Genomic DNA, 16,928 nt, shown 5'->3' with positions numbered 1-16,928 from the left:
CTGCAATCGGGGCGGGCCCGGGGGCGGGTCGCCCCGGGACTCGTTGACGAACGTCACCGATGCCGATTACGTTCGAGATAAGTACGCCGGTCCGCATACCGAACACATGTCGGTAGGCTTTCGACACAGGAGGCAGGGAGGCTCATGGCGAAGCTCGTCTCGCTTGCCGACGGCGTCGCGGAGCTGGTCCGCGACGGGGACACGGTGGCCCTGGAGGGATTCACCCACCTGATCCCGTTCGCCGCCGGCCACGAGATCATCCGGCAGGAGCGGCGCGACCTGACCCTGGTGCGGATGACCCCCGACGTCATCTACGACCAGCTCATCGGCGCCGGCTGCGCCCGCCGCCTGGTCTTCTCCTGGGGCGGTAACCCCGGCGTGGGCTCCCTGCACCGCTTCCGCGACGCCGTACAGAACTCCTGGCCCGTCCCGCTCGAGTTGGAGGAACACAGCCACGCCGGGATGGCCAACCGCTATGTCGCCGGTGCCTCCGGCCTGCCCTTCGCCGTGCTGCGTGGCTACACCGGCACCGACCTGCCCCGGCACACCGGCAACATCCGCAGCATCGACTGCCCGTTCACCGGGGAGACGCTGACCGCGGTCCCCGCGCTGAACCCCGACGTGACGGTGGTGCACGCCCAGCGTGCCGACCGCGCCGGCAACGTGCAGATGTGGGGCATCACCGGCGTGCAGAAGGAGGCGGTGCTGGCCGCCCGCCGGTCCCTGGTCACCGTCGAGGAGATCGTCGACGAGCTGACCCCGGTACCGGGCCAGGTCGTGCTGCCGGGCTGGGCGGTGACCGCCGTGGCGCACGTTCCCGGCGGCGCCCATCCCTCCTACGCCCAGGGCTACTCGGTGCGGGACAACGCCTTCTACGTGGCCTGGGACGAGATCAGCCGGGACCGGGACACGTTCCAGCGGTGGATCGACCAGCACGTGCACAAGGCGGAGGTGCAGGCATGAGCGAGCGTCAGTACACCGCCGACGAGATGATGACGGTGGCGGCCGCCCGACAGCTGCGCGACGGCACCGCCTGCTTCGTCGGGATCGGCCTGCCCAGCACCGCGGCGAACCTGGCCCGCGCCACCCACGCGCCCGAACTGGTGCTGATCTACGAGTCCGGTTGTCTCGGTGCCAAGCCCGACCGGCTACCGCTGTCCATCGGTGATGGTGTCCTGGCCGACACCGCCGACGCGGTGATCCCGGTGCCCGAGGTGTTCAACTACTGGCTGCAACCCGGGCGCATCGACGTCGGCTTCCTCGGCGCCGCGCAGCTCGACCGGTACGGCAACATCAACACCACGGTCATCGGTGGCGACTACACCGACCCGAAGGTGCGCCTGCCCGGTGCCGGTGGCGCTCCCGAGATCGCCGCCTCCTGCGGCGAGGTGGTGGTGATCGTCCGGCAGAGCCGACGTACCTTCACCGAACGCGTCGACTTCGTCACCTCGGTCGGCTATGGCGCCGGCCCCGGCGATCGGGCCCGGCTCGGCCTGCGCGGCGGTGGACCCCGTACCGTCATCACCGACCTCGGCATCCTCGAGGCCGACCCGGACAGCTGCGAACTCACCCTCACCCGGCTGCATCCGGGCGTGACCGTCGAGCGGGCCCGCGAGGCCACCGGCTGGCCGCTCGCCGTCGCCCGGGATCTGAGCACCGTCGAGCCACCCACCGCCGAGGAACTCGCCGTGCTGCGCGCCCTCGAAGCGACCATGCGGGCGGCGGCGTGAACTGGCGCAGTCCGGCCACCGGGGGAGACGCGATCACCCTCCGGCTTACGCTCGGCTCCTTCGGGGCGCGGATAGTCGGAACGACTGACGGGGAGGAGCGGCCGTGACCCACGACGCCGAGCGGAAACTGATCCTGCCGAGCTACCGACGCGACGACGTCGACGCCCATCCGCCGCTGCTGAGTCCCGGCTACCGCTCGACCGTGGCGCGGGCACCGCAGCAGCCGTTGACCTACCTGCCGCAGCGGCTCACCGAGGTCACCGGCCCGCTGCTCGGCGAGGGCCGCCTCGGCGAACTGGACCACGACCTGACCCGCCAGCACGACGGTGAGCCGCTCGGGCAGCGGATCATCGTGCACGGCCGGGTCGTCGACGGCGACGGCCGCGCGGTGCCGCACACCCTGGTCGAGATCTGGCAGGCCAACGCCGCCGGCCGCTACCAGCACGCCGCCGACACCTGGCCGGCGCCGCTGGACCCGAACTTCACCGGCGTCGGGCGGGCCCTGACCGACGCCGACGGGCGGTACCACTTCGTCACCGTGCAGCCTGGCGCCTACCCATGGCGTAACCACGACAACGCCTGGCGGCCCGCGCACATCCACTTCTCCCTCTTCGGCCGGGCGTTCACCCAGCGGCTGGTGACCCAGATGTACTTCCCGGGCGATCCGCTGTTCTCCCAGGATCCGATCTTCAACTCGGTCCGCGACGAGCGGGCCAGACAGCGGATGGTGGCCCGCTACGACCACGCCGCGACCCGCCCCGAGTGGGCGCTGGCCTACGAGTTCGACATCGTGCTGCGGGGCCGGGAGGCCACCGTGTTCGAGGACGAGGACGACGATGAGTGAGCCGCTGGGCGTCACGCCCGCCCAGACCGTCGGGCCGTACCTGCACATCGGGCTGAGCTGGCCGGACGGGCCGTACGTGGTGCCGGAGGGCACGCCGGGGGCGTTCTGGCTGCGGGGCCGGATTGTCGACGGCACCGGCGCGGCCGTGGTCGACGCGATGGTGGAGAGCTGGCAGGCCGACCCCGACGGGCGCTTCGACCACCCCGACGATCCGCGTGGCGCCCGGCCGTCGGCGGTCCCCGGGTTCCGGGGTTTCGGCCGGTCCGAGACCGACACCGAGGGCCGGTACGCGTTGCACATCGTCAAGCCGGGGCCGCTGCCCACCTTCGACGGCGACACCGAGGCACCGCACCTGACCCTGTCGGTGTTCGGCCGAGGGCTGCTGCACCGCCTCGTCACCCGGGTCTACTTCTCCGGCGAGGCGGCCAACGCCACCGACCCGGTGCTGCGTACCGTCGACCCGCAGCGGCGTGACACGCTGCTGGCCCGGCCGGCCACGGACGGGTTCCAGTTCGACATCCGCCTTCAGGGAGAGCATGAGACCGTCTTCTTCGCCGTCTGAGGCACTGCTGCGCGGGCTCTCCGGCACCCCCGACGTCGACGCCGAACTCGGCGACCACGCCCTGCTGCGGGCGCTGCTGGACGCGGAGGCCGCCCTGGCCCGGGCCGGCGCCGACGTCGGGCTGCTGCCCGCCGAGGCCGCCGAGGAGATCGTCCGGCAGTGCCGCGTCGAGCGGTACGACCCGGCAGCTCTCGGTGCCGCGGCCGAGGCGGCCGGCAACCCCGTGGTCCCGCTGGTGCGGGAGCTGACCGCCGCGGTCGCCGAACCGGCCCGGCCGTGGGTGCATCACGGCGCCACCAGCCAGGACGTGCTCGACACCGCCCTGTCACTGGTGGCGGTCCGCGCCGCCGGTCCGCTGCTGCGGCACCTCGCCGACGCCGCCGACGCCGCCGCCCGGCTGGCCCGGGCCCACCGCGACACCCTGATGGCCGCCCGCACGCTCGGCCAGCAGGCCGCACCGACAACCTTCGGGCTCAAGGCCGCCGGCTGGCTGGTCGGCCTGGTCGAGGCGCGGACCCGGCTGACCCGGGCGTGCGCCGACCTGCCCGCACAACTCGGCGGGGCGGTGGGCACCCTCGCCGGCTACGGCGCGGCCGGGCCGGTGATGGTCGACAGGTTCGCCGCACACCTGGGCCTGGCGGCGAGCCCGTTGCCCTGGCACACCCGCCGTCAGCCCCTGCTCGACCTGGCCGCGGCCCTCGGTGGGCTGCTCGCCGCCACCGGCAAGATCGCCCTCGACGTGGGCCTGCTGGCGCAGACCGAGTTCGGCGAGGTGGCCGAGGGGGGCGCGGAGCGAGGCGGCTCCTCGGCGATGCCGCACAAGCGCAACCCGGTGGACTCGGTGCTGGTCACCGCCGCGGCCCGGCGCGGCCCCGGGCTCGTCGGCACGCTGTTCGCCGCCGCCGGCCAGGAACACGAGCGGGCCACCGGCGGCTGGCACGCCGAGTGGGAGCCCCTGCTCGACCTGACGCACCTGGTGGGAGGGGCGACCGCCCGTACCGCCCGGATGCTCGCCGGCCTCGACGTACGTCCGCGGCGGATGCGTGCCAACCTGGACGCCAGCGGCGGTCTGCTGCTCGCCGAGGCGGTCGCCGCCCGGCTGGCACCGGCCCTCGGCCGTGCCGCCGCCCACGACCTGGTCCGCCGTGCCGCCGCCCGGCCCGACTTCCGGGCGGCGCTGCTGGCCGAGGCGGACCTGCGCGCCCACCTGTCGGAATCGGACGTCGACGCCGCCCTCGACCCGGCCGGCTGGCTCGGCAGCGCCGGGCAGCTCATCGACCGCGCCCTTGACCTGCACCGTGAGGCGACGCGTGGCCCGGCCGCGACCACCGGACCGGACCGTGAGGCGCAGCGGTGACCGGCGGCCTGCACGTCACCGTCGACGGTCCGCCGGACGCGCCGGTGCTGCTGCTCGGTAGTTCCCTGGGCACCACGGGCGCGATGTGGCAGCCGCAGGTGGCGGCGCTGACCGAGCGCTACCGCGTGGTCCGCTACGACCATCTCGGCCACGGCGGTTCCGCGGTGCCGGCCGGGCCGTACACCATCGACCTGCTCGGCCGGAAGGTGCTGCGACTGCTGGACGCCCTGGGCGTGGCCCGGGTCCACTACGCCGGCCTCTCCCTCGGCGGGATGGTCGGCATGTGGCTGGCCGCGCACGCCGGCGAGCGGATCGACCGCCTCGCCCTGCTGTGCACCTCCGCGTCGCTCGGGCCGGCCGAGGGCTGGCGGGCCCGGGCCGCCACCGTCCGGGCCGGTCGGCTGGACAGCATCGCCGACGCGATCGTCGAACGCTGGTTCACCCCCGCCTTCGCCGCGAGGAATCCGGACACCGTCGCCGCGTACCGGAACATGCTGGTGGGCACCCCCGCCGCCGGGTACGCCGGCTGTTGCGAGGCGATCGCCGCGATGGACCTGCGTCCGGACCTGGCCGCCGTGCGCGCCCCGACGCTGGTGATCGGGGCCGCCGACGATCCGGCGACCCCGCCGGAGCAGGCCGCCGCCATCGCCGAGCGGATCCCCTCGGCCCGCCTGGTGGTGCTCGACGGCGCGGCGCACCTGGCCAACGTCGAGCAACCCGAGGCCGTCGCCCGACTGCTCGCGGAACACCTCGATCCGGAAGGCGTGGTGCCCAGATGACCGACCAGCAGCGGTACGAGGCCGGCATGGCGGTACGCCGGCAGGTGCTCGGCGACGCGCACGTCGACCGGGCCGTCGCCGGCACCGACGGGTTCACCACCGACTTCCAGGACCTGATCACCCGCTACGCCTGGGGTGAGATCTGGACCCGGGAAGGGCTGGACCGACGGACCCGCAGCTGCGTCACCCTCGCCGTGCTGGCCACCCTGCACCACGACGAGGAACTGGCCATGCACGTACGCGCCGCCCTGCGCAACGGCCTCACCCCCGACGAGGTGAAGGAGGTGCTGCTCCAGGTGGCCGTCTACGCCGGCGTCCCGGCGGCGAACCGGGCGTTCAAGGTGGCCCAGGAGACGCTGCGGCAGGAGGGCCGGTGACCGACGAGGCGACGGCTCGACCCGGCGAGTTCGTCCAGTCGCTGGAACGCGGGCTCGCGGTGATCCGGGCCTTCGACGCCGAACACCCGCAGCTCACCCTCAGCGAGGTGGCCCGCAACACCGGGCTGACCCGGGCCGCGGCTCGACGCTTCCTGCTCACCCTCGTCGAACTCGGCTACGTACGCACCGACGGGCGGCTGTTCTCGCTGCGTCCGCGCATCCTCGACCTCGGCTACGCCTACCTGTCCAGCCTGAGCCTGCCGGAGGTGGCGCAGCCGCACATGGAGGCGCTGGTGGCGCAGGTGCACGAGTCCTGCTCCGTGTCGGTGCTCGACGGCGACGAGGTCGTCTACGTCGCCCGGGTGCCCACCAAGCGGATCATGACGGTGGGGATCAGTGTCGGCACCCGGTTCCCCGCGTACGCGACATCGATGGGTCGGGTGCTGCTCGCCGCGCAGCCGGCCCGATGGCTCGACGACTATCTCGCCACGGCGCAGCTACGCCCGCTGACCCGACGAACCGTGACCGACCCGGCCAAGCTGCGCGGCCTCCTGACGAAGATCGCCAGCCAGGGGTACGCCCTGGTCGACCAGGAGTTGGAGGAGGGGCTGCGGTCACTGGCCGCGCCGATCCACGGCGACAACGGTTCGGTGGTGGCCGCGGTGAACGTCTCCGCCCACGCCAGCCGCGGCTCGTTCGAGATGATCCGCAAGGAGCTGCTGCCGCCGTTGCTGGCCACCGCCAGGCGCATCGAGGAGGACCTGGGCGCCGGTCCCGGCCGCTGAGCCCGGCTTCGCGGCCTGCGCGAATCGGCCCGGGACGGTCCGTCGGCGTACCACCATGTGGGGGGCGACGAACGGGGGGCGGGGTGCGCGAGCTGCTGCTGGTCATCACGCTGGGCGTCGTCGTGGTGGTCGGCACCACCGTCGGCGGCCGCTACCGGGTCGCCCCGCCGGTGCTGCTCATCTGCCTGGGTGCCCTGGTGGCGCTGCTGCCCCCGTTCTCGCACGTGGTCCTCGCGCCCGAGGTGGTCCTGCTGCTGTTCCTGCCGGCGATCCTCTACCGGGAGAGCCTGGTCGTCAGCCTGCGGGAGATCAGGGCGAACATCGTGGTCATCGCGTTGCTGGCGATCGGTCTGGTCGGGGTCACGATGGTCACGGTGTCGCTGGTCGTGCAGCGCTTCGGTGTGGACCCGGCGGTGGCCTGGGTGCTCGGCGCGGTGCTCGCCCCGACCGACGCCGCGGCGGTGGCCGGGCTGGCCAAGCGGATGCCCCGTCGCCTGCTGACCACCCTGCGCGCGGAGAGCCTGGTCAACGACGGCACCGCCCTGGTGCTGTTCGCCATCGCGCTCGGTCTGCTGGGCGGGGGTGCCGCACCGAGCGCCTTCGAACTCGTCGAGCGGATCGGCCTGTCCTTCCTCGGTGGCATCGCCGCCGGCATGGTGGTCGGCACGGTGGTGATCCTGATCCGCAAGCGCATCGACGACCCGCTGCGAGAGGGCGCACTGAGTGTGCTCACCCCGTTCACCGCCTTCTTCCTCGCCGACAGCATCCACGAGAGCGGAGTGCTCGCGGTGGTGGTGGCCGGCCTGATGCTCTCCTACGCCAGCCCTCGGGTGATCCGGGCCCGGTCCCGGATCCTCGCGCTGTCGTTCTGGGACCTGACCACCTTCCTCATCAACGGGGGACTCTTCGTGCTGGTGGGCATGCAGATCCCCCGGGCGGTGCGGAACGTCACGAGCGTCTCCCTGGGCCGGGCCGTCGTGATCGCGCTGGTGGTGGCCGGGGTGCTGGTGCTGGTGCGGATGCTCTGGCTGCACATGATCGCCGCCGTGGCCCGGCTCGATCGGCGCGAGTCACAGCTCGCCCGCCAGGTCAACTGGCGGGTGCGTACGGTGGCCGGCTGGGCCGGTTTCCGAGGGGCCGTCTCCCTGGCGGCGGCGCTCGCCGTGCCGTTGACCGCGCGGGACGGCAGCCCGGTACCGGAACGTGACCTGATCATCTTTGGTGTCGCCACGGTGATCCTGGTGACCATGCTGGTGCAGGGCACCACCCTGCCGTTCCTGCTGACCTGGGCCGGGTTGCGCGGCGACCCGGAACGGGTCGCGGAGTCACGGCAGGCGCAGGTGACCGCCACCCAGGCCACCCTCGACGCGTTGCCCGACCTCGCCGACCGGGTGGGTGCGGAGGCGGAGATCCTGCACCGGCTCCGGGCCGAGTACGCGGGTCATCTGAACGCGATGCAGGCCGAGCCGGAGGACGAATCGTTGACCGCCCGGGAGGTCGAGCGTCAACTGCGGCTGGCCGCCCTCGAACACAAGCGACGTGAGATCACCGCGATGCGTGACCGGCGGGAGATCGACGACACCGTGTTGCAGGAGTTGCAGGCCCGCCTCGACGTCGAGGAGATCCGCCTGCTCGGCCCGATGCCGTCCGAGTGACGGTGGAACGGCGGCTCGACGCCGACGCCGGCACCGCTCACCCGGTGGCGGTGGCCGCGCCGCCGGCGGGCAGCGCGAGCGCGACCGTGAGGTCGAGCAGACTACGCGGATCGGTGAGCCGGTCACCGTAGATCTGACGCAGCTGACCCATCCGGTAGCGCACGGTCTGCGGGTGGACGAAGAGGTCGGCGGCGACGTCGTCGCGCCGTCCCTGGTGCAGCAGCCAGGACCGCAGCGTCTCGGTGAGCCGCTCGGCGGTGGCGGCGGGCAGCGCGGCGAGGGGTTGCAGCACCCTGGTGCGCAGGTCGGCGAGCGCCTCGACGTCGGCGCTGAGCAGCAACTCGGCCAGATGCGCCTCGGTGTCCAGGGGCTCGCCGTCGGTGGGCTGGGCGATACCGAGGGCGACCACCCGGACCACCCGCCGGTACGAGGAAGTGACCCGGGCCCAGGGACGACAGGGCCCCAGCACCGCGCGGCGGCCGTGCAGCACCCGGGCGAGCTGCCGCCGCCGGTCGCCGTGCATGTCCGGTACGAGCAGCACCGCCGTCTCCTCGCCGGGCTCCCCGGCCGGCAGCTCCTCGCTGCTCTCCAGGGTGTGTTCGGCCAGCAGGGCGAGCGCCCCGCGCAGCTTCGCCTGCGGCAGCAGCACCACGGTGAGGGTCTGCGGCACCGGCCAGTCGGCCCGCTCGGCGCTGCGCAGCAGCACGTCCTCCGCCTCACCGGCGAGCAACTGCTGGGTGAGCCGTTCCAGGTTCCGCCGCCGGGCCCGGCCCACGCTCGCCAACTCGTCGGCGTGCCCGGCGACACTCGCGGCGGACAACTCGTCGATGTAGGCGAACATCAACTCGGCGAACTCGGCCACCGTGGCGGCGGGCAGCCCGGTCGCCACGGTGGCGGCGGCCAGCTCCCGCCAGGAGACCCGGGCACCCACCCGGTACGCGGCCAGCAGCGCGTCCACGCTGCGGCCCGACCGGGCCTCGCCGCTACCCAGCGCGTACGCGGCCTCCAGCGCCGGGACCAGCGGGGTGCTCGGATCGCTGGCCTGCGTACGGTCGGCGGTCTGGGACTGTTCGAGCAGTTGCAGGAAGGTGCCCAGCGCGATCTGCACCGCGTTCTCTATCTTGTCCCGCATCTGGCCGGTCAGGGTGCCGGAGTAGCTGGGCACCTCGCCGGTGATCGCGGTGACGGTCTGCCCGGCGACCAGCGGTAGCCGGTCGCGCAGTTCGCGGGCCACCCGCTGGTCCAGTTCGATGCGGGCCGCCCGATTGGTCGTTCCGGATGGTTCCGCCACGGTTGTTCTCTCCGCACAAAAGGGGTGGATCGCTTTACCTTCGCAGACCAAGAGTTTATGCCAGCGGGCCGCGACCATCGTCTTATGACCGCCACCGTCCCGCCACCGGACACGAGATCTTTTCGGCGCCGCCTGTGGCGGCTCGCCGAGACGGTGACCACGCCGGTGCTGCCCAGCGACTACCTCGACCTGGTCGCGCCGCTACGCGCCGGTGCCGAACTGCGCGGCCGTATCGTCGCCGTGCACCCGGAAACCCCGGACGCGGCGACCCTGGTGATCCAGCCCGGCCGCAGCTGGCGCGGGCATGTCCCCGGCCAGTACGTCCGGCTCGGTGTCGACGTCGACGGGGTGCGCCAGTGGCGCGCCTACTCGGTCACCTCGGCCCCCGGCCGGCGCACCGACCCCATCTCGGTGACGGTGAAGGCGATCCCCGACGGCGTGGTCAGCAACCATCTGGTCCGCCGGCTGCGGCCGGGCACGATCGTGCAGCTCGACCAGGCGCGCGGCGACTTCGTGCTGCCGGAGCGGGCGCCGTCGCGGGTGCTGTTCCTCACCGCGGGCAGCGGCATCACCCCGGTGGCCGGGATGTTGCGCTCGGGGGCCCTGGCCGGCAGCGACGTGGTGCTCGTGCACTCGGCGCCCACCGCCGCGGACGTGGTCTTCGGCGCGGAGCTGCGCGGCCTCGCCGAGCGCGGTGCCATCCGCCTGGTCGAGCGGCACACCGAGGTCGAGGGCCTGCTGAACGTGGCCGAACTCGACACCCTGGTCCCGGACCACCTGGAGCGCCAGACCTGGGCGTGCGGCCCGCTCGGGCTGCTCGACGCAGCGGAGGAGCACTGGTCGGCCCGCGGCCACGCCGCGCGGTTGCACACCGAGCGGTTCCGCCCCACGGTGATCACCGCCGGTGACGGCGGCACCGTCACCTTCACCCGTTCGTCGGTGACCGTCGAGGCCGCCGGCGCCACTCCGCTGCTGGATGCCGGCGAGAACGCCGGGGTGCTGATGCCGTCGGGCTGCCGGATGGGCATCTGCTTCGGCTGCGTGCTGCCGCTGCGCCAGGGCGCGGTGCGCGACCTGCGCAACGGCCAGCTCACCACCGCCCTGCCGGGCGACGGCGTACGCGTGCAGACCTGCGTGTCTGCCGCCGCCGGCCCGTGTGAACTCGAGATCTGATCGGAGACCGACCGACGTGACCGTGATCCAGAAGAAGGCCGTAAACCCGATCGCCCACCTCACCGCCGAGGACATCGAGACCCTCGGCAAGGAACTCGACGCCATCCGGGAACGGGTCATCGCCTCCCGGGGCGAGCGGGACGCCGCGTACATCCGCAAGGTCATCTCGACCCAGCGGAAGTTGGAGATCGGCAGCCGGGTGGTGCTGCTGTTCTCGCTGTTTCCCCCGGCGTGGATCGTCGGCACCGCCGGGCTGTCGGTGGCGAAGATCCTGGAGAACATGGAGATCGGGCACAACGTCCTGCACGGTCAGTGGGACTGGATGCGCGATCCGAAGATCCACTCGACCAGCTGGGAGTGGGACCACGTCGCCCCGGCCGACCAGTGGAAGCAGTCGCACAACGAGCTGCACCACCGGTTCACGAACGTGGTCGGCAAGGACAACGACCTCGGCTACGGCATCATGCGGGTCGACGAGGACCAGCCCTGGCACCCGGCCCACCTGGGGCAGCCGCTCTACAACTTCCTCAACGCCTGCTTCTTCGAGTACGGCATCGCCGCGTACGACCTCGACCTGGGCAACAAGCTGAAGAACGGCGGGCACAAGGATCCCGAGTTCCGGCGCCGGGTCCGCGCGGTCGGCCGGAAGATCCGCCGCCAGTTCCTCAAGGACTACCTGCTGTTCCCGGTGCTGTCCGGCCCGTCGGTCCTGCACACCCTGGCCGCCAACTTCACCGCGAACCTGGTCCGCAACCTGTGGAGCCACTCGGTCATCATGTGTGGGCACTTCCCGGAGGGGGTGGAGACCTTCGAGAAGACCTCGATCGAGGGGGAGACCCGGGGGGAGTGGTACGTGCGGCAGATGCTCGGCTCGGCCAACATCAGCGGCAGCCGGCTGATGCACATCATGACCGGCAATCTGTCCTTCCAGATCGAGCACCACCTCTTTCCCGACCTGCCGAGCAACCGCTACCAGGAGATCGCGCCGGAGGTGCGGGCGCTGTTCGACAGGTACGGGCTGAAGTACACCACCGGCTCGCTGCCCCGGCAGGTCTTCTCCGCATGGCGGAAGGTCTTCCGGCTCGCCCTGCCGAACCGCCGCCAGCCGGCACCGCCGGTCACCCCGCTCGACGACTCCGCCGACCATCCCACCCCGGCCCTCGTCGCCGCCTGACCACCCGGCAGGCCCCCGCTGCCGCCGGACCTACGTCCTACTGCTCGCCGTCGATCACGTCGGTGTCGCCGTCGTGGGTGTACGTCACCGGCGGGTGCTCGTCCGGCAGCGGGGTCTGCGCCGGATTGTGATGCGGGTCGCCGTCCGGGGAGAACAGCACCGGGTCGGTCTTCGCGCTCTTCTCGCGCTCTTCCTCCGGCTCGGTCACGACCGGCTCCTCACCTCGGGGTCACTGCCCTCCGACGCTACGTGCGGCGGGACGCACCCGGCCCCGACCGGGCGGCACTTCCACCCGATCGGGGCTGGTCGGCGTCACGGTCGCAGCAGCACGGGGCCCGCGTCGATCCGGGTCCGGAACAGGGCGTACGGCTTGCGACGCAGGTCCCGGCCGCGGTTGAACGGCGGCTGCCGGTGCACCTGGTTGGCGATGATGTAGAGGTGCCGACTGGTGGCCACGCTGAGCGTGTCGGGCCAGAGCAGCCGGGCGTCGTGCACCACGGTCTCGTACTCGCCGTCGGGGCGCCGCCGCAGCACCGCGTTGTGCTCGTAGTTGGTCAGGTAGAGCCGGCCGGCGTCGTCGGACTCCAGGCCGTCGGCACCGCCGCCCTTGTCGCCCTCGTCGATCACCGTCGCGGCGACCGCCGCGTCATCCAGCGCACGGTCGGCCAGCGCGTCCGTGGCGACGCTGTACCAGCGGCGGGTGGCGAGGGCGCAGTAGTACAGCCGGGCGCCGTCGGCGGAGATCGCGATGCCGTCGGCACCTACGCCCACCGGCTGCGGGGGAGCGTCCGGAGGGCGGACCAGGAACGGGCGTCCCTCGACCACCGGCCGGAAGTCCGCCAGCGGTGCGGCCTTGGTGGACGGGTGGTCGTTGAGGCGCCGCCATGAGGACCCGCTGGCCAGGTCGACCACGATGATGGCGTTGGGGGCACCATCGGCGGAGTCGGTGAGGTACGCGATGCCGGCTTCCCCGCGACGCAGGTCGAAGCGCACGTCGTTGAGGTACGAGGTGGGCAGCACCACGTCGGGCGGGAAGGTGATGACCTGGGCGACGGTGTCGGTTCTCAGGTCCACCCGGACCAGTTTCGGCCCGCCGGGAGAGGTCGGCTGGAACATCGGGCTGCCCGTGTCGAGCACCCAGAGCCGGTCGGCCGGGTCGACCACCACGCTCTGCACCGACACGAACGCCGACGGGTCGTCGTCGCCGGACGGTGTGTTCCACGCCAGGTCGGGGAAGGGGACCTCGCGCCCGCGCCGCAGCTCCACCACTGTCGCGGGCACCTCGTCACCCCATCGGGGGAAGTTGACGAAGATCCGGCCACGGTGCGAGACGGTCACCCCGGTGGGCATCGGGCCCCAAAACCGGTGTACCACTTCCAGCGTGCCGACCGGTTCGTCGGTGGGTAGTGCCTTTCGCATCCTTCGACCTCCCGTCGCACACAGGGATCAACTGATCTCTCTACGTCTATCGTCTCAAAGCGGACGACGTACGCGACAGGGTCGTCGCCCATCCGACCCGCAAGCGGTGGGAGGGCCATTCGTCACCCAACCGTCATGTGTCCGCGCGGTGCCCGCCACCTGCCCCCGGCAGGGTGGGACCCCGACCCCTCCGACCTGGGAAGGAGCACGCCATGGCCGTCGTACTGGATGACCATCTGGTCACCCTGACCTGTGACAACTGCGGTGACACGGTCGCCGGGCCGCGGATGGCCTCCGACGCGGAGGTGGTCTGGCCGTTGGTGTCCGAGCACGGCTGGAGCGGTTCCCCGTTGGCTCACGGACCGCACCGCTGCGCGCACTGCACCGAGCTCGGTCCCGCCGCTGCCGGTGTGCCCGGTGGCATCCTCGGCATCGAGCACCTCGGAGCCGTCACCGTGGTGACCGTCGCCGGCGACGTCGACGTCGACACCGGTGACACCCTGGGCATCGCGTTGCGGCACGCCGCTGACATGGGCGGGCATGTCCTGGTGGACCTCGGTCGGACCGACCTGCTCGACTCCACCGCACTCGGGCTGCTCGTCCGCGCCCACCGGCACGCCGCCGAGCGCGGCGCACTGCTCTGCGTGGCGTCGAGGTCACCGCTGATCCGTCAGGTGCTCCGGGTCACCCGGCTGGACGAGGTGTTCCCGGTCGCGGACACCCGCGCCGACGCGCTCGCCCGGCTCCAGGGCCGCGCGGCGGGTGCGGACGCCGCCGAGTAGCCGACGATGCCGGGCCCGGCCCGTGCGTGATTCGGGCGGTCAGTTCGTTGTCGACGACGCGCAAACGGTTCGTCGGGTTCGGCTCGTCCACGGCGCCGGTGCCGGGCACCGTGGACGAGCCGAGGCTCAGTGGCGCCCGCGCCGGTGACCGGCCAGCCGTAGCGCGTTGCAGACGTCCGTCACACCCTCGACGTCCCACGCCAACTCGCCGGCCGCCCGTCGGGTCTCGGCGCTGGCGACCAGGCCGGTGAGGATCACGACCCGGTTCTGCACCATCACCGTGATCTGCTGCCGGCGGGTCGACCAGTCCGCGCTGAGCCGCTGGGCGACCAGAGCGGCGAGCCGGACATCCTCGTCGTGGTGCTGCGGCTCGTCCCACAGCGCGCGGAAGGAGTGATCGTCGGGCATCGGCCAGGGCCACGGCATCACCACAGCGGTCTCCTTCGTCGTTGACGCCGGCGACCCGACGCGCCGTCCCGATCGACCACCACCTTGCGCAACGACCTTGGAGTCGACCGCACGGTTGGATGACAGTTGGATGACAGTCACCACCGAACGGTGGAAGCTCAGCCTGGTCGGCCAGCCTGGCGGAGCATCTCGTCGGTTTCGGGGTCCGGCATGAGCTGCCGAACCTCCTGCGCGCACCGGCAGGCGACGGCGATCTTGGCGGCCCAGGCCAGCGCCTCCTCGCGTTCTGCCACGTCGACGACCACGAATCCGCCGATGACCTCCTTGGTCTCCGGGTACGGGCCGTCGGTCACCAGCCCGTCCGTGCCCACGACGCTGGCCCGCTGCCGCTGTAGTCCGGCGCCGAACACGAACACCCCGGCGTTCACGGCCTCCTGGGTCACCGCGTGCGCCGCCCTGCCCACGTCGGGCCAGTCCTCGTCGGGGATGTGGTCCATCGCGCCGTCGTTGAACGAGATCAAGTACCGGGCCATCGCAGAACTCCCTTGTCCCGGCGGCCCCTCCGGCCGCCTCTCACCTGATCCACGAGCGACCCGCCGCCCATCGGACAAGGTGCCGGACGATTTTCCCACCGGTCAGCCGGCGAGCTGGTCGCGACGGCGGGTGAGATAGGCCTGCTCGGCGGGGTTGCCGGCGAGACCGATGGCCCGGTCGTACGCCGTCCGTGAGTCGCCGTCACGTCCGAGCCGCCGCAGCAGGTCGGCGCGGACGGCGTGGAAGGCGTGGTAGCCGTCGAGGGCCTCGCCGAGCGCGTCGATCTCCGCGAGCCCGACCTCGGGGCCGTGGACCTCGGCGACCGCGACGGCCCGGTTGAGCCACACGACCGGCGAGGGATCGAGCTGCGCCAGGCTGCCGTAGAGCGCCACCAGGGTGGACCAGTCGGTGTCGCGGCTGGTGGGCGCGTTCGTGTGGACCGCGTTGATCGCCGCCTGCACCTGGTAGCGCCCGGGTGCGGCACCGCCGGCCGTCATCACCTTGATCCGTTCGCCGAGCAGCGCGTTGCCCTCGGCGATCCGGATGCGATCCCAGACGCTGCGGTCCTGCTCGTCGAGGGTCACCAGTTCCCCGGTGGCGGACACACGCGCCGGTCGCCGGGCATCGGTGAGCAGCATCAGCGCGAGCAGGCCGGCCACCTCGCCGTCGTCCGGCAGGAGGGTCCGCAGCAGCCGGCCCAGGCGGATCGCCTCGTCGGTGAGGTCGACGCGCAGCGGCTCGGTTCCCTGCCCGGGCAGGTAGCCCTCGTTGAAGACGAGATAGACGACGGCGAGCACACCGGCGAGCCGCTCGTGGATGTCGTCGGCCGAGGGCACCCGGTAGGGAATGCCCGCCGCCTTGATCTTCGCCTTGGCGCGGGTGATCCGTCGGGCCATCGCGGGCTCCTGCACCAGGAAGGCACGGGCGATCTCGCCGACGGTGAGGCCGCCGAGCAGGCGCAGGGTGAGCGCCACCCGAGCCTCCATCGCCAGCGCCGGGTGGCAGCAGGTGAAGACCAGCCGGAGCCGGTCGTCCTCGACCGGGCCGGTCGGCTCGGCCGGGGTGTCGTCGTACGCGATCCTGGCCGCCCGGTGCCTGGCGTCGCGCTGCGAGTCCCGCCGGAGTCGATCGATCGCCTTGCGGGTCGCGGTGGTGACGAGCCAACCGCCGGGATTGGGTGGTACGCCGTCGCGCGGCCACCGCTCCACGGCCGCCACGAACGCCTCGGCCGCCGCTTCCTCGGCGACATCGAGGTCACCGAAACGGCGGGCGAGGCCGGCGACCACCCGCGCCCACTCCTCCCGGTGGGCACGGGTGATCGCCTGCTCAACGGGCAGACCGGGCACGGCTCACCCAGTGCTCGGACGCAACTCCACGAACGGCCACGCCGTTCGGCACCGTCCCGCAGGATCCCGTCACGGCAGCCGGGTGGCCGGCGGGCCGGGGTCGGCGGGCAGTTGTCGTACGGTGTCGCCTTCCTTGATCGTCGCACCGACGACCACCCGGGCGTTGAGACCGCGAAGGCGCAGTTGCTGGCCCTCCTCGCTCCAGACGATCTTGTGGGCGTCGCGCCCGAACCGGGCGGCGAACTTGGCACAACCGTTGTGCGGCTGGTCGGTCACCTCGATGACGGCCTGGTCACCGATCGCCAGGCGGGTACCGGCTGGCAGGGCGTCGAAGCTCAGGTCGAGATCGACGTAGAGCTGATCACCGGCGAGTGCCCAGGAGTCCCGGTCGGGACCGGCGATCAGCTCGACGAATCGGGAGTTGATGACGTTCAGCTGCATGTCGGGGTGCGGTGATCGGTCGGTCGTCCGTGAGCTGGGCCGTTGACTCCAGCTGTCGCCGACCAGCCCGACGGTGGTGTCCAGCTCGGCCTGGGACAGCACCTCCCGGACGTCGACGGCCGGCCGGCGGACGGCCAGTGCCAGGGTGCCGACGCCTCGGGGGGAGCGCCGCACGAGGTGCAGACCTGCCACGATCTCATCCATGGAGCGGTGGCGTACGGTGATGGAGTTCGTCACGCTCTGACTGTGCCCGACGCGCGCCAGCGGAGTC

At 72.4% G+C, this 16,928-nt stretch carries 19 protein-coding genes; 12 read left to right on the top strand and 7 right to left on the bottom strand.

Annotated features, from left to right (window positions below):
- Positions 1-144 precede the first annotated feature (144 nt).
- The 9 genes from O3597_RS11690 to O3597_RS11650 all read left to right on the top strand — a co-directional run bounded on the left by O3597_RS11690 (position 145) and on the right by O3597_RS11650 (position 8,089).
- On the top strand, positions 145-963 hold the full coding sequence (locus O3597_RS11690) for a CoA transferase subunit A (RefSeq protein WP_281604154.1): 819 nt from the start codon (positions 145-147) through the stop codon (positions 961-963).
- Positions 960-1,730, top strand: coding sequence for a CoA-transferase (locus O3597_RS11685; protein ID WP_164447054.1), 771 nt, complete (start codon positions 960-962; stop codon positions 1,728-1,730). The genes O3597_RS11690 and O3597_RS11685 overlap by 4 nt, the downstream gene beginning before the upstream one ends.
- A gap of 127 nt (positions 1,731-1,857) precedes the next feature.
- Positions 1,858-2,574, top strand: a complete 717-nt coding sequence (pcaH, locus tag O3597_RS11680) for a protocatechuate 3,4-dioxygenase subunit beta (protein WP_281604517.1) — start codon at positions 1,858-1,860, stop codon at positions 2,572-2,574.
- The gene (gene pcaG, locus O3597_RS11675) at positions 2,567-3,136 is read left to right on the top strand and encodes a protocatechuate 3,4-dioxygenase subunit alpha (RefSeq protein WP_281604153.1); all 570 of its coding nucleotides are present in this window, start codon (positions 2,567-2,569) and stop codon (positions 3,134-3,136) included. Before pcaH ends, pcaG begins: the two co-directional genes overlap by 8 nt.
- Positions 3,111-4,493 carry a 3-carboxy-cis,cis-muconate cycloisomerase gene (gene pcaB / locus O3597_RS11670; protein ID WP_281604152.1) on the top strand — a complete coding sequence of 461 codons (1,383 nt, stop codon included), beginning with the start codon at positions 3,111-3,113 and terminating at the stop codon, positions 4,491-4,493. The genes pcaG and pcaB overlap by 26 nt, the downstream gene beginning before the upstream one ends.
- Complete coding sequence (gene pcaD / locus O3597_RS11665) at positions 4,490-5,272, top strand: 3-oxoadipate enol-lactonase (RefSeq protein ID WP_281604151.1); 783 nt, start codon at positions 4,490-4,492, stop codon at positions 5,270-5,272. Before pcaB ends, pcaD begins: the two co-directional genes overlap by 4 nt.
- Positions 5,269-5,649 carry a 4-carboxymuconolactone decarboxylase gene (pcaC, locus tag O3597_RS11660; protein ID WP_281604150.1) on the top strand — a complete coding sequence of 127 codons (381 nt, stop codon included), beginning with the start codon at positions 5,269-5,271 and terminating at the stop codon, positions 5,647-5,649. Before pcaD ends, pcaC begins: the two co-directional genes overlap by 4 nt.
- Positions 5,646-6,434 (top strand): IclR family transcriptional regulator, encoded by a 789-nt coding sequence (locus O3597_RS11655; RefSeq protein WP_281604149.1) that lies wholly within the window; start codon positions 5,646-5,648, stop codon positions 6,432-6,434. The genes pcaC and O3597_RS11655 overlap by 4 nt, the downstream gene beginning before the upstream one ends.
- Before the next feature lie 83 nt (positions 6,435-6,517).
- Positions 6,518-8,089 carry a Na+/H+ antiporter gene (locus tag O3597_RS11650; protein ID WP_281604148.1) on the top strand — a complete coding sequence of 524 codons (1,572 nt, stop codon included), beginning with the start codon at positions 6,518-6,520 and terminating at the stop codon, positions 8,087-8,089.
- Positions 8,090-8,126: 37 nt separating this feature from the next.
- Here the strand turns inward: O3597_RS11650 and O3597_RS11645 are convergent, their stop codons facing one another.
- Positions 8,127-9,380 (bottom strand): helix-turn-helix domain-containing protein, encoded by a 1,254-nt coding sequence (locus O3597_RS11645; RefSeq protein WP_281604147.1) that lies wholly within the window; start codon positions 9,378-9,380, stop codon positions 8,127-8,129.
- Between the two features lie 84 nt (positions 9,381-9,464).
- Between O3597_RS11645 and O3597_RS11640 the strand changes: the two genes are divergently transcribed.
- The gene (locus O3597_RS11640) at positions 9,465-10,553 is read left to right on the top strand and encodes a ferredoxin reductase (RefSeq protein ID WP_164447047.1); all 1,089 of its coding nucleotides are present in this window, start codon (positions 9,465-9,467) and stop codon (positions 10,551-10,553) included.
- A gap of 16 nt (positions 10,554-10,569) precedes the next feature.
- A complete protein-coding gene (locus tag O3597_RS11635) occupies positions 10,570-11,727 on the top strand; it encodes an acyl-CoA desaturase (RefSeq protein WP_164447046.1) in 1,158 nt (385 codons plus the stop codon).
- A gap of 37 nt (positions 11,728-11,764) precedes the next feature.
- On the opposite strand, the gene O3597_RS11630 is transcribed toward O3597_RS11635, so the two are convergent.
- Together O3597_RS11630 and O3597_RS11625 are read right to left on the bottom strand one after the other, a co-directional pair.
- The gene (locus O3597_RS11630) at positions 11,765-11,935 is read right to left on the bottom strand and encodes a hypothetical protein (protein ID WP_166458379.1); all 171 of its coding nucleotides are present in this window, start codon (positions 11,933-11,935) and stop codon (positions 11,765-11,767) included.
- A gap of 104 nt (positions 11,936-12,039) precedes the next feature.
- On the bottom strand, positions 12,040-13,146 hold the full coding sequence (locus O3597_RS11625) for an L-dopachrome tautomerase-related protein (RefSeq protein WP_164447045.1): 1,107 nt from the start codon (positions 13,144-13,146) through the stop codon (positions 12,040-12,042).
- Positions 13,147-13,358: 212 nt separating this feature from the next.
- Between O3597_RS11625 and O3597_RS11620 the strand changes: the two genes are divergently transcribed.
- On the top strand, positions 13,359-13,928 hold the full coding sequence (locus O3597_RS11620) for an STAS domain-containing protein (protein ID WP_164447044.1): 570 nt from the start codon (positions 13,359-13,361) through the stop codon (positions 13,926-13,928).
- Positions 13,929-14,054: 126 nt separating this feature from the next.
- Here O3597_RS11620 and O3597_RS11615 read toward each other — a convergent pair whose 3' ends face one another.
- The 4 genes from O3597_RS11615 to O3597_RS11600 all read right to left on the bottom strand — a co-directional run bounded on the left by O3597_RS11615 (position 14,055) and on the right by O3597_RS11600 (position 16,894).
- Entirely contained in the window at positions 14,055-14,354 is a 300-nt protein-coding gene (locus O3597_RS11615; RefSeq protein WP_164447375.1) for a BON domain-containing protein, read from the bottom strand.
- A gap of 140 nt (positions 14,355-14,494) precedes the next feature.
- On the bottom strand, positions 14,495-14,869 hold the full coding sequence (locus O3597_RS11610) for a YciI family protein (RefSeq protein WP_164447043.1): 375 nt from the start codon (positions 14,867-14,869) through the stop codon (positions 14,495-14,497).
- A gap of 102 nt (positions 14,870-14,971) precedes the next feature.
- Positions 14,972-16,216 (bottom strand): DUF6596 domain-containing protein, encoded by a 1,245-nt coding sequence (locus tag O3597_RS11605; protein ID WP_281604146.1) that lies wholly within the window; start codon positions 16,214-16,216, stop codon positions 14,972-14,974.
- A gap of 69 nt (positions 16,217-16,285) precedes the next feature.
- Positions 16,286-16,894, bottom strand: coding sequence for an MOSC domain-containing protein (locus O3597_RS11600; protein ID WP_164447041.1), 609 nt, complete (start codon positions 16,892-16,894; stop codon positions 16,286-16,288).
- Positions 16,895-16,928 lie beyond the last annotated feature (34 nt).

This window comes from Verrucosispora sp. WMMA2044, assembly GCF_027497155.1.
Classification (GTDB): Bacteria; Actinomycetota; Actinomycetes; order Mycobacteriales; family Micromonosporaceae; genus Micromonospora; species Micromonospora palythoicola.
This window is presented reverse-complemented; position numbering and strand designations above follow the sequence as displayed.

Excerpts from the sequence above, each read along its gene's own strand:
- pcaB (WP_281604152.1), top strand. The coding sequence starts at position 3,111 with ATGAGACCGTCTTCTTCGCCGTCTGAGGCACTGCTGCGCGGGCTCTCC.
- O3597_RS11685 (WP_164447054.1), top strand. The coding sequence starts at position 960 with ATGAGCGAGCGTCAGTACACCGCCGACGAGATGATGACGGTGGCGGCC.
- O3597_RS11620 (WP_164447044.1), top strand. The coding sequence starts at position 13,359 with ATGGCCGTCGTACTGGATGACCATCTGGTCACCCTGACCTGTGACAAC.
- O3597_RS11615 (WP_164447375.1), bottom strand. The coding sequence starts at position 14,354 with ATGCCGTGGCCCTGGCCGATGCCCGACGATCACTCCTTCCGCGCGCTG.
- pcaC (WP_281604150.1), top strand. The coding sequence starts at position 5,269 with ATGACCGACCAGCAGCGGTACGAGGCCGGCATGGCGGTACGCCGGCAG.
- O3597_RS11610 (WP_164447043.1), bottom strand. The coding sequence starts at position 14,869 with ATGGCCCGGTACTTGATCTCGTTCAACGACGGCGCGATGGACCACATC.
- O3597_RS11690 (WP_281604154.1), top strand. The coding sequence starts at position 145 with ATGGCGAAGCTCGTCTCGCTTGCCGACGGCGTCGCGGAGCTGGTCCGC.
- O3597_RS11640 (WP_164447047.1), top strand. The coding sequence starts at position 9,465 with ATGACCGCCACCGTCCCGCCACCGGACACGAGATCTTTTCGGCGCCGC.
- pcaG (WP_281604153.1), top strand. The coding sequence starts at position 2,567 with ATGAGTGAGCCGCTGGGCGTCACGCCCGCCCAGACCGTCGGGCCGTAC.
- O3597_RS11625 (WP_164447045.1), bottom strand. The coding sequence starts at position 13,146 with ATGCGAAAGGCACTACCCACCGACGAACCGGTCGGCACGCTGGAAGTG.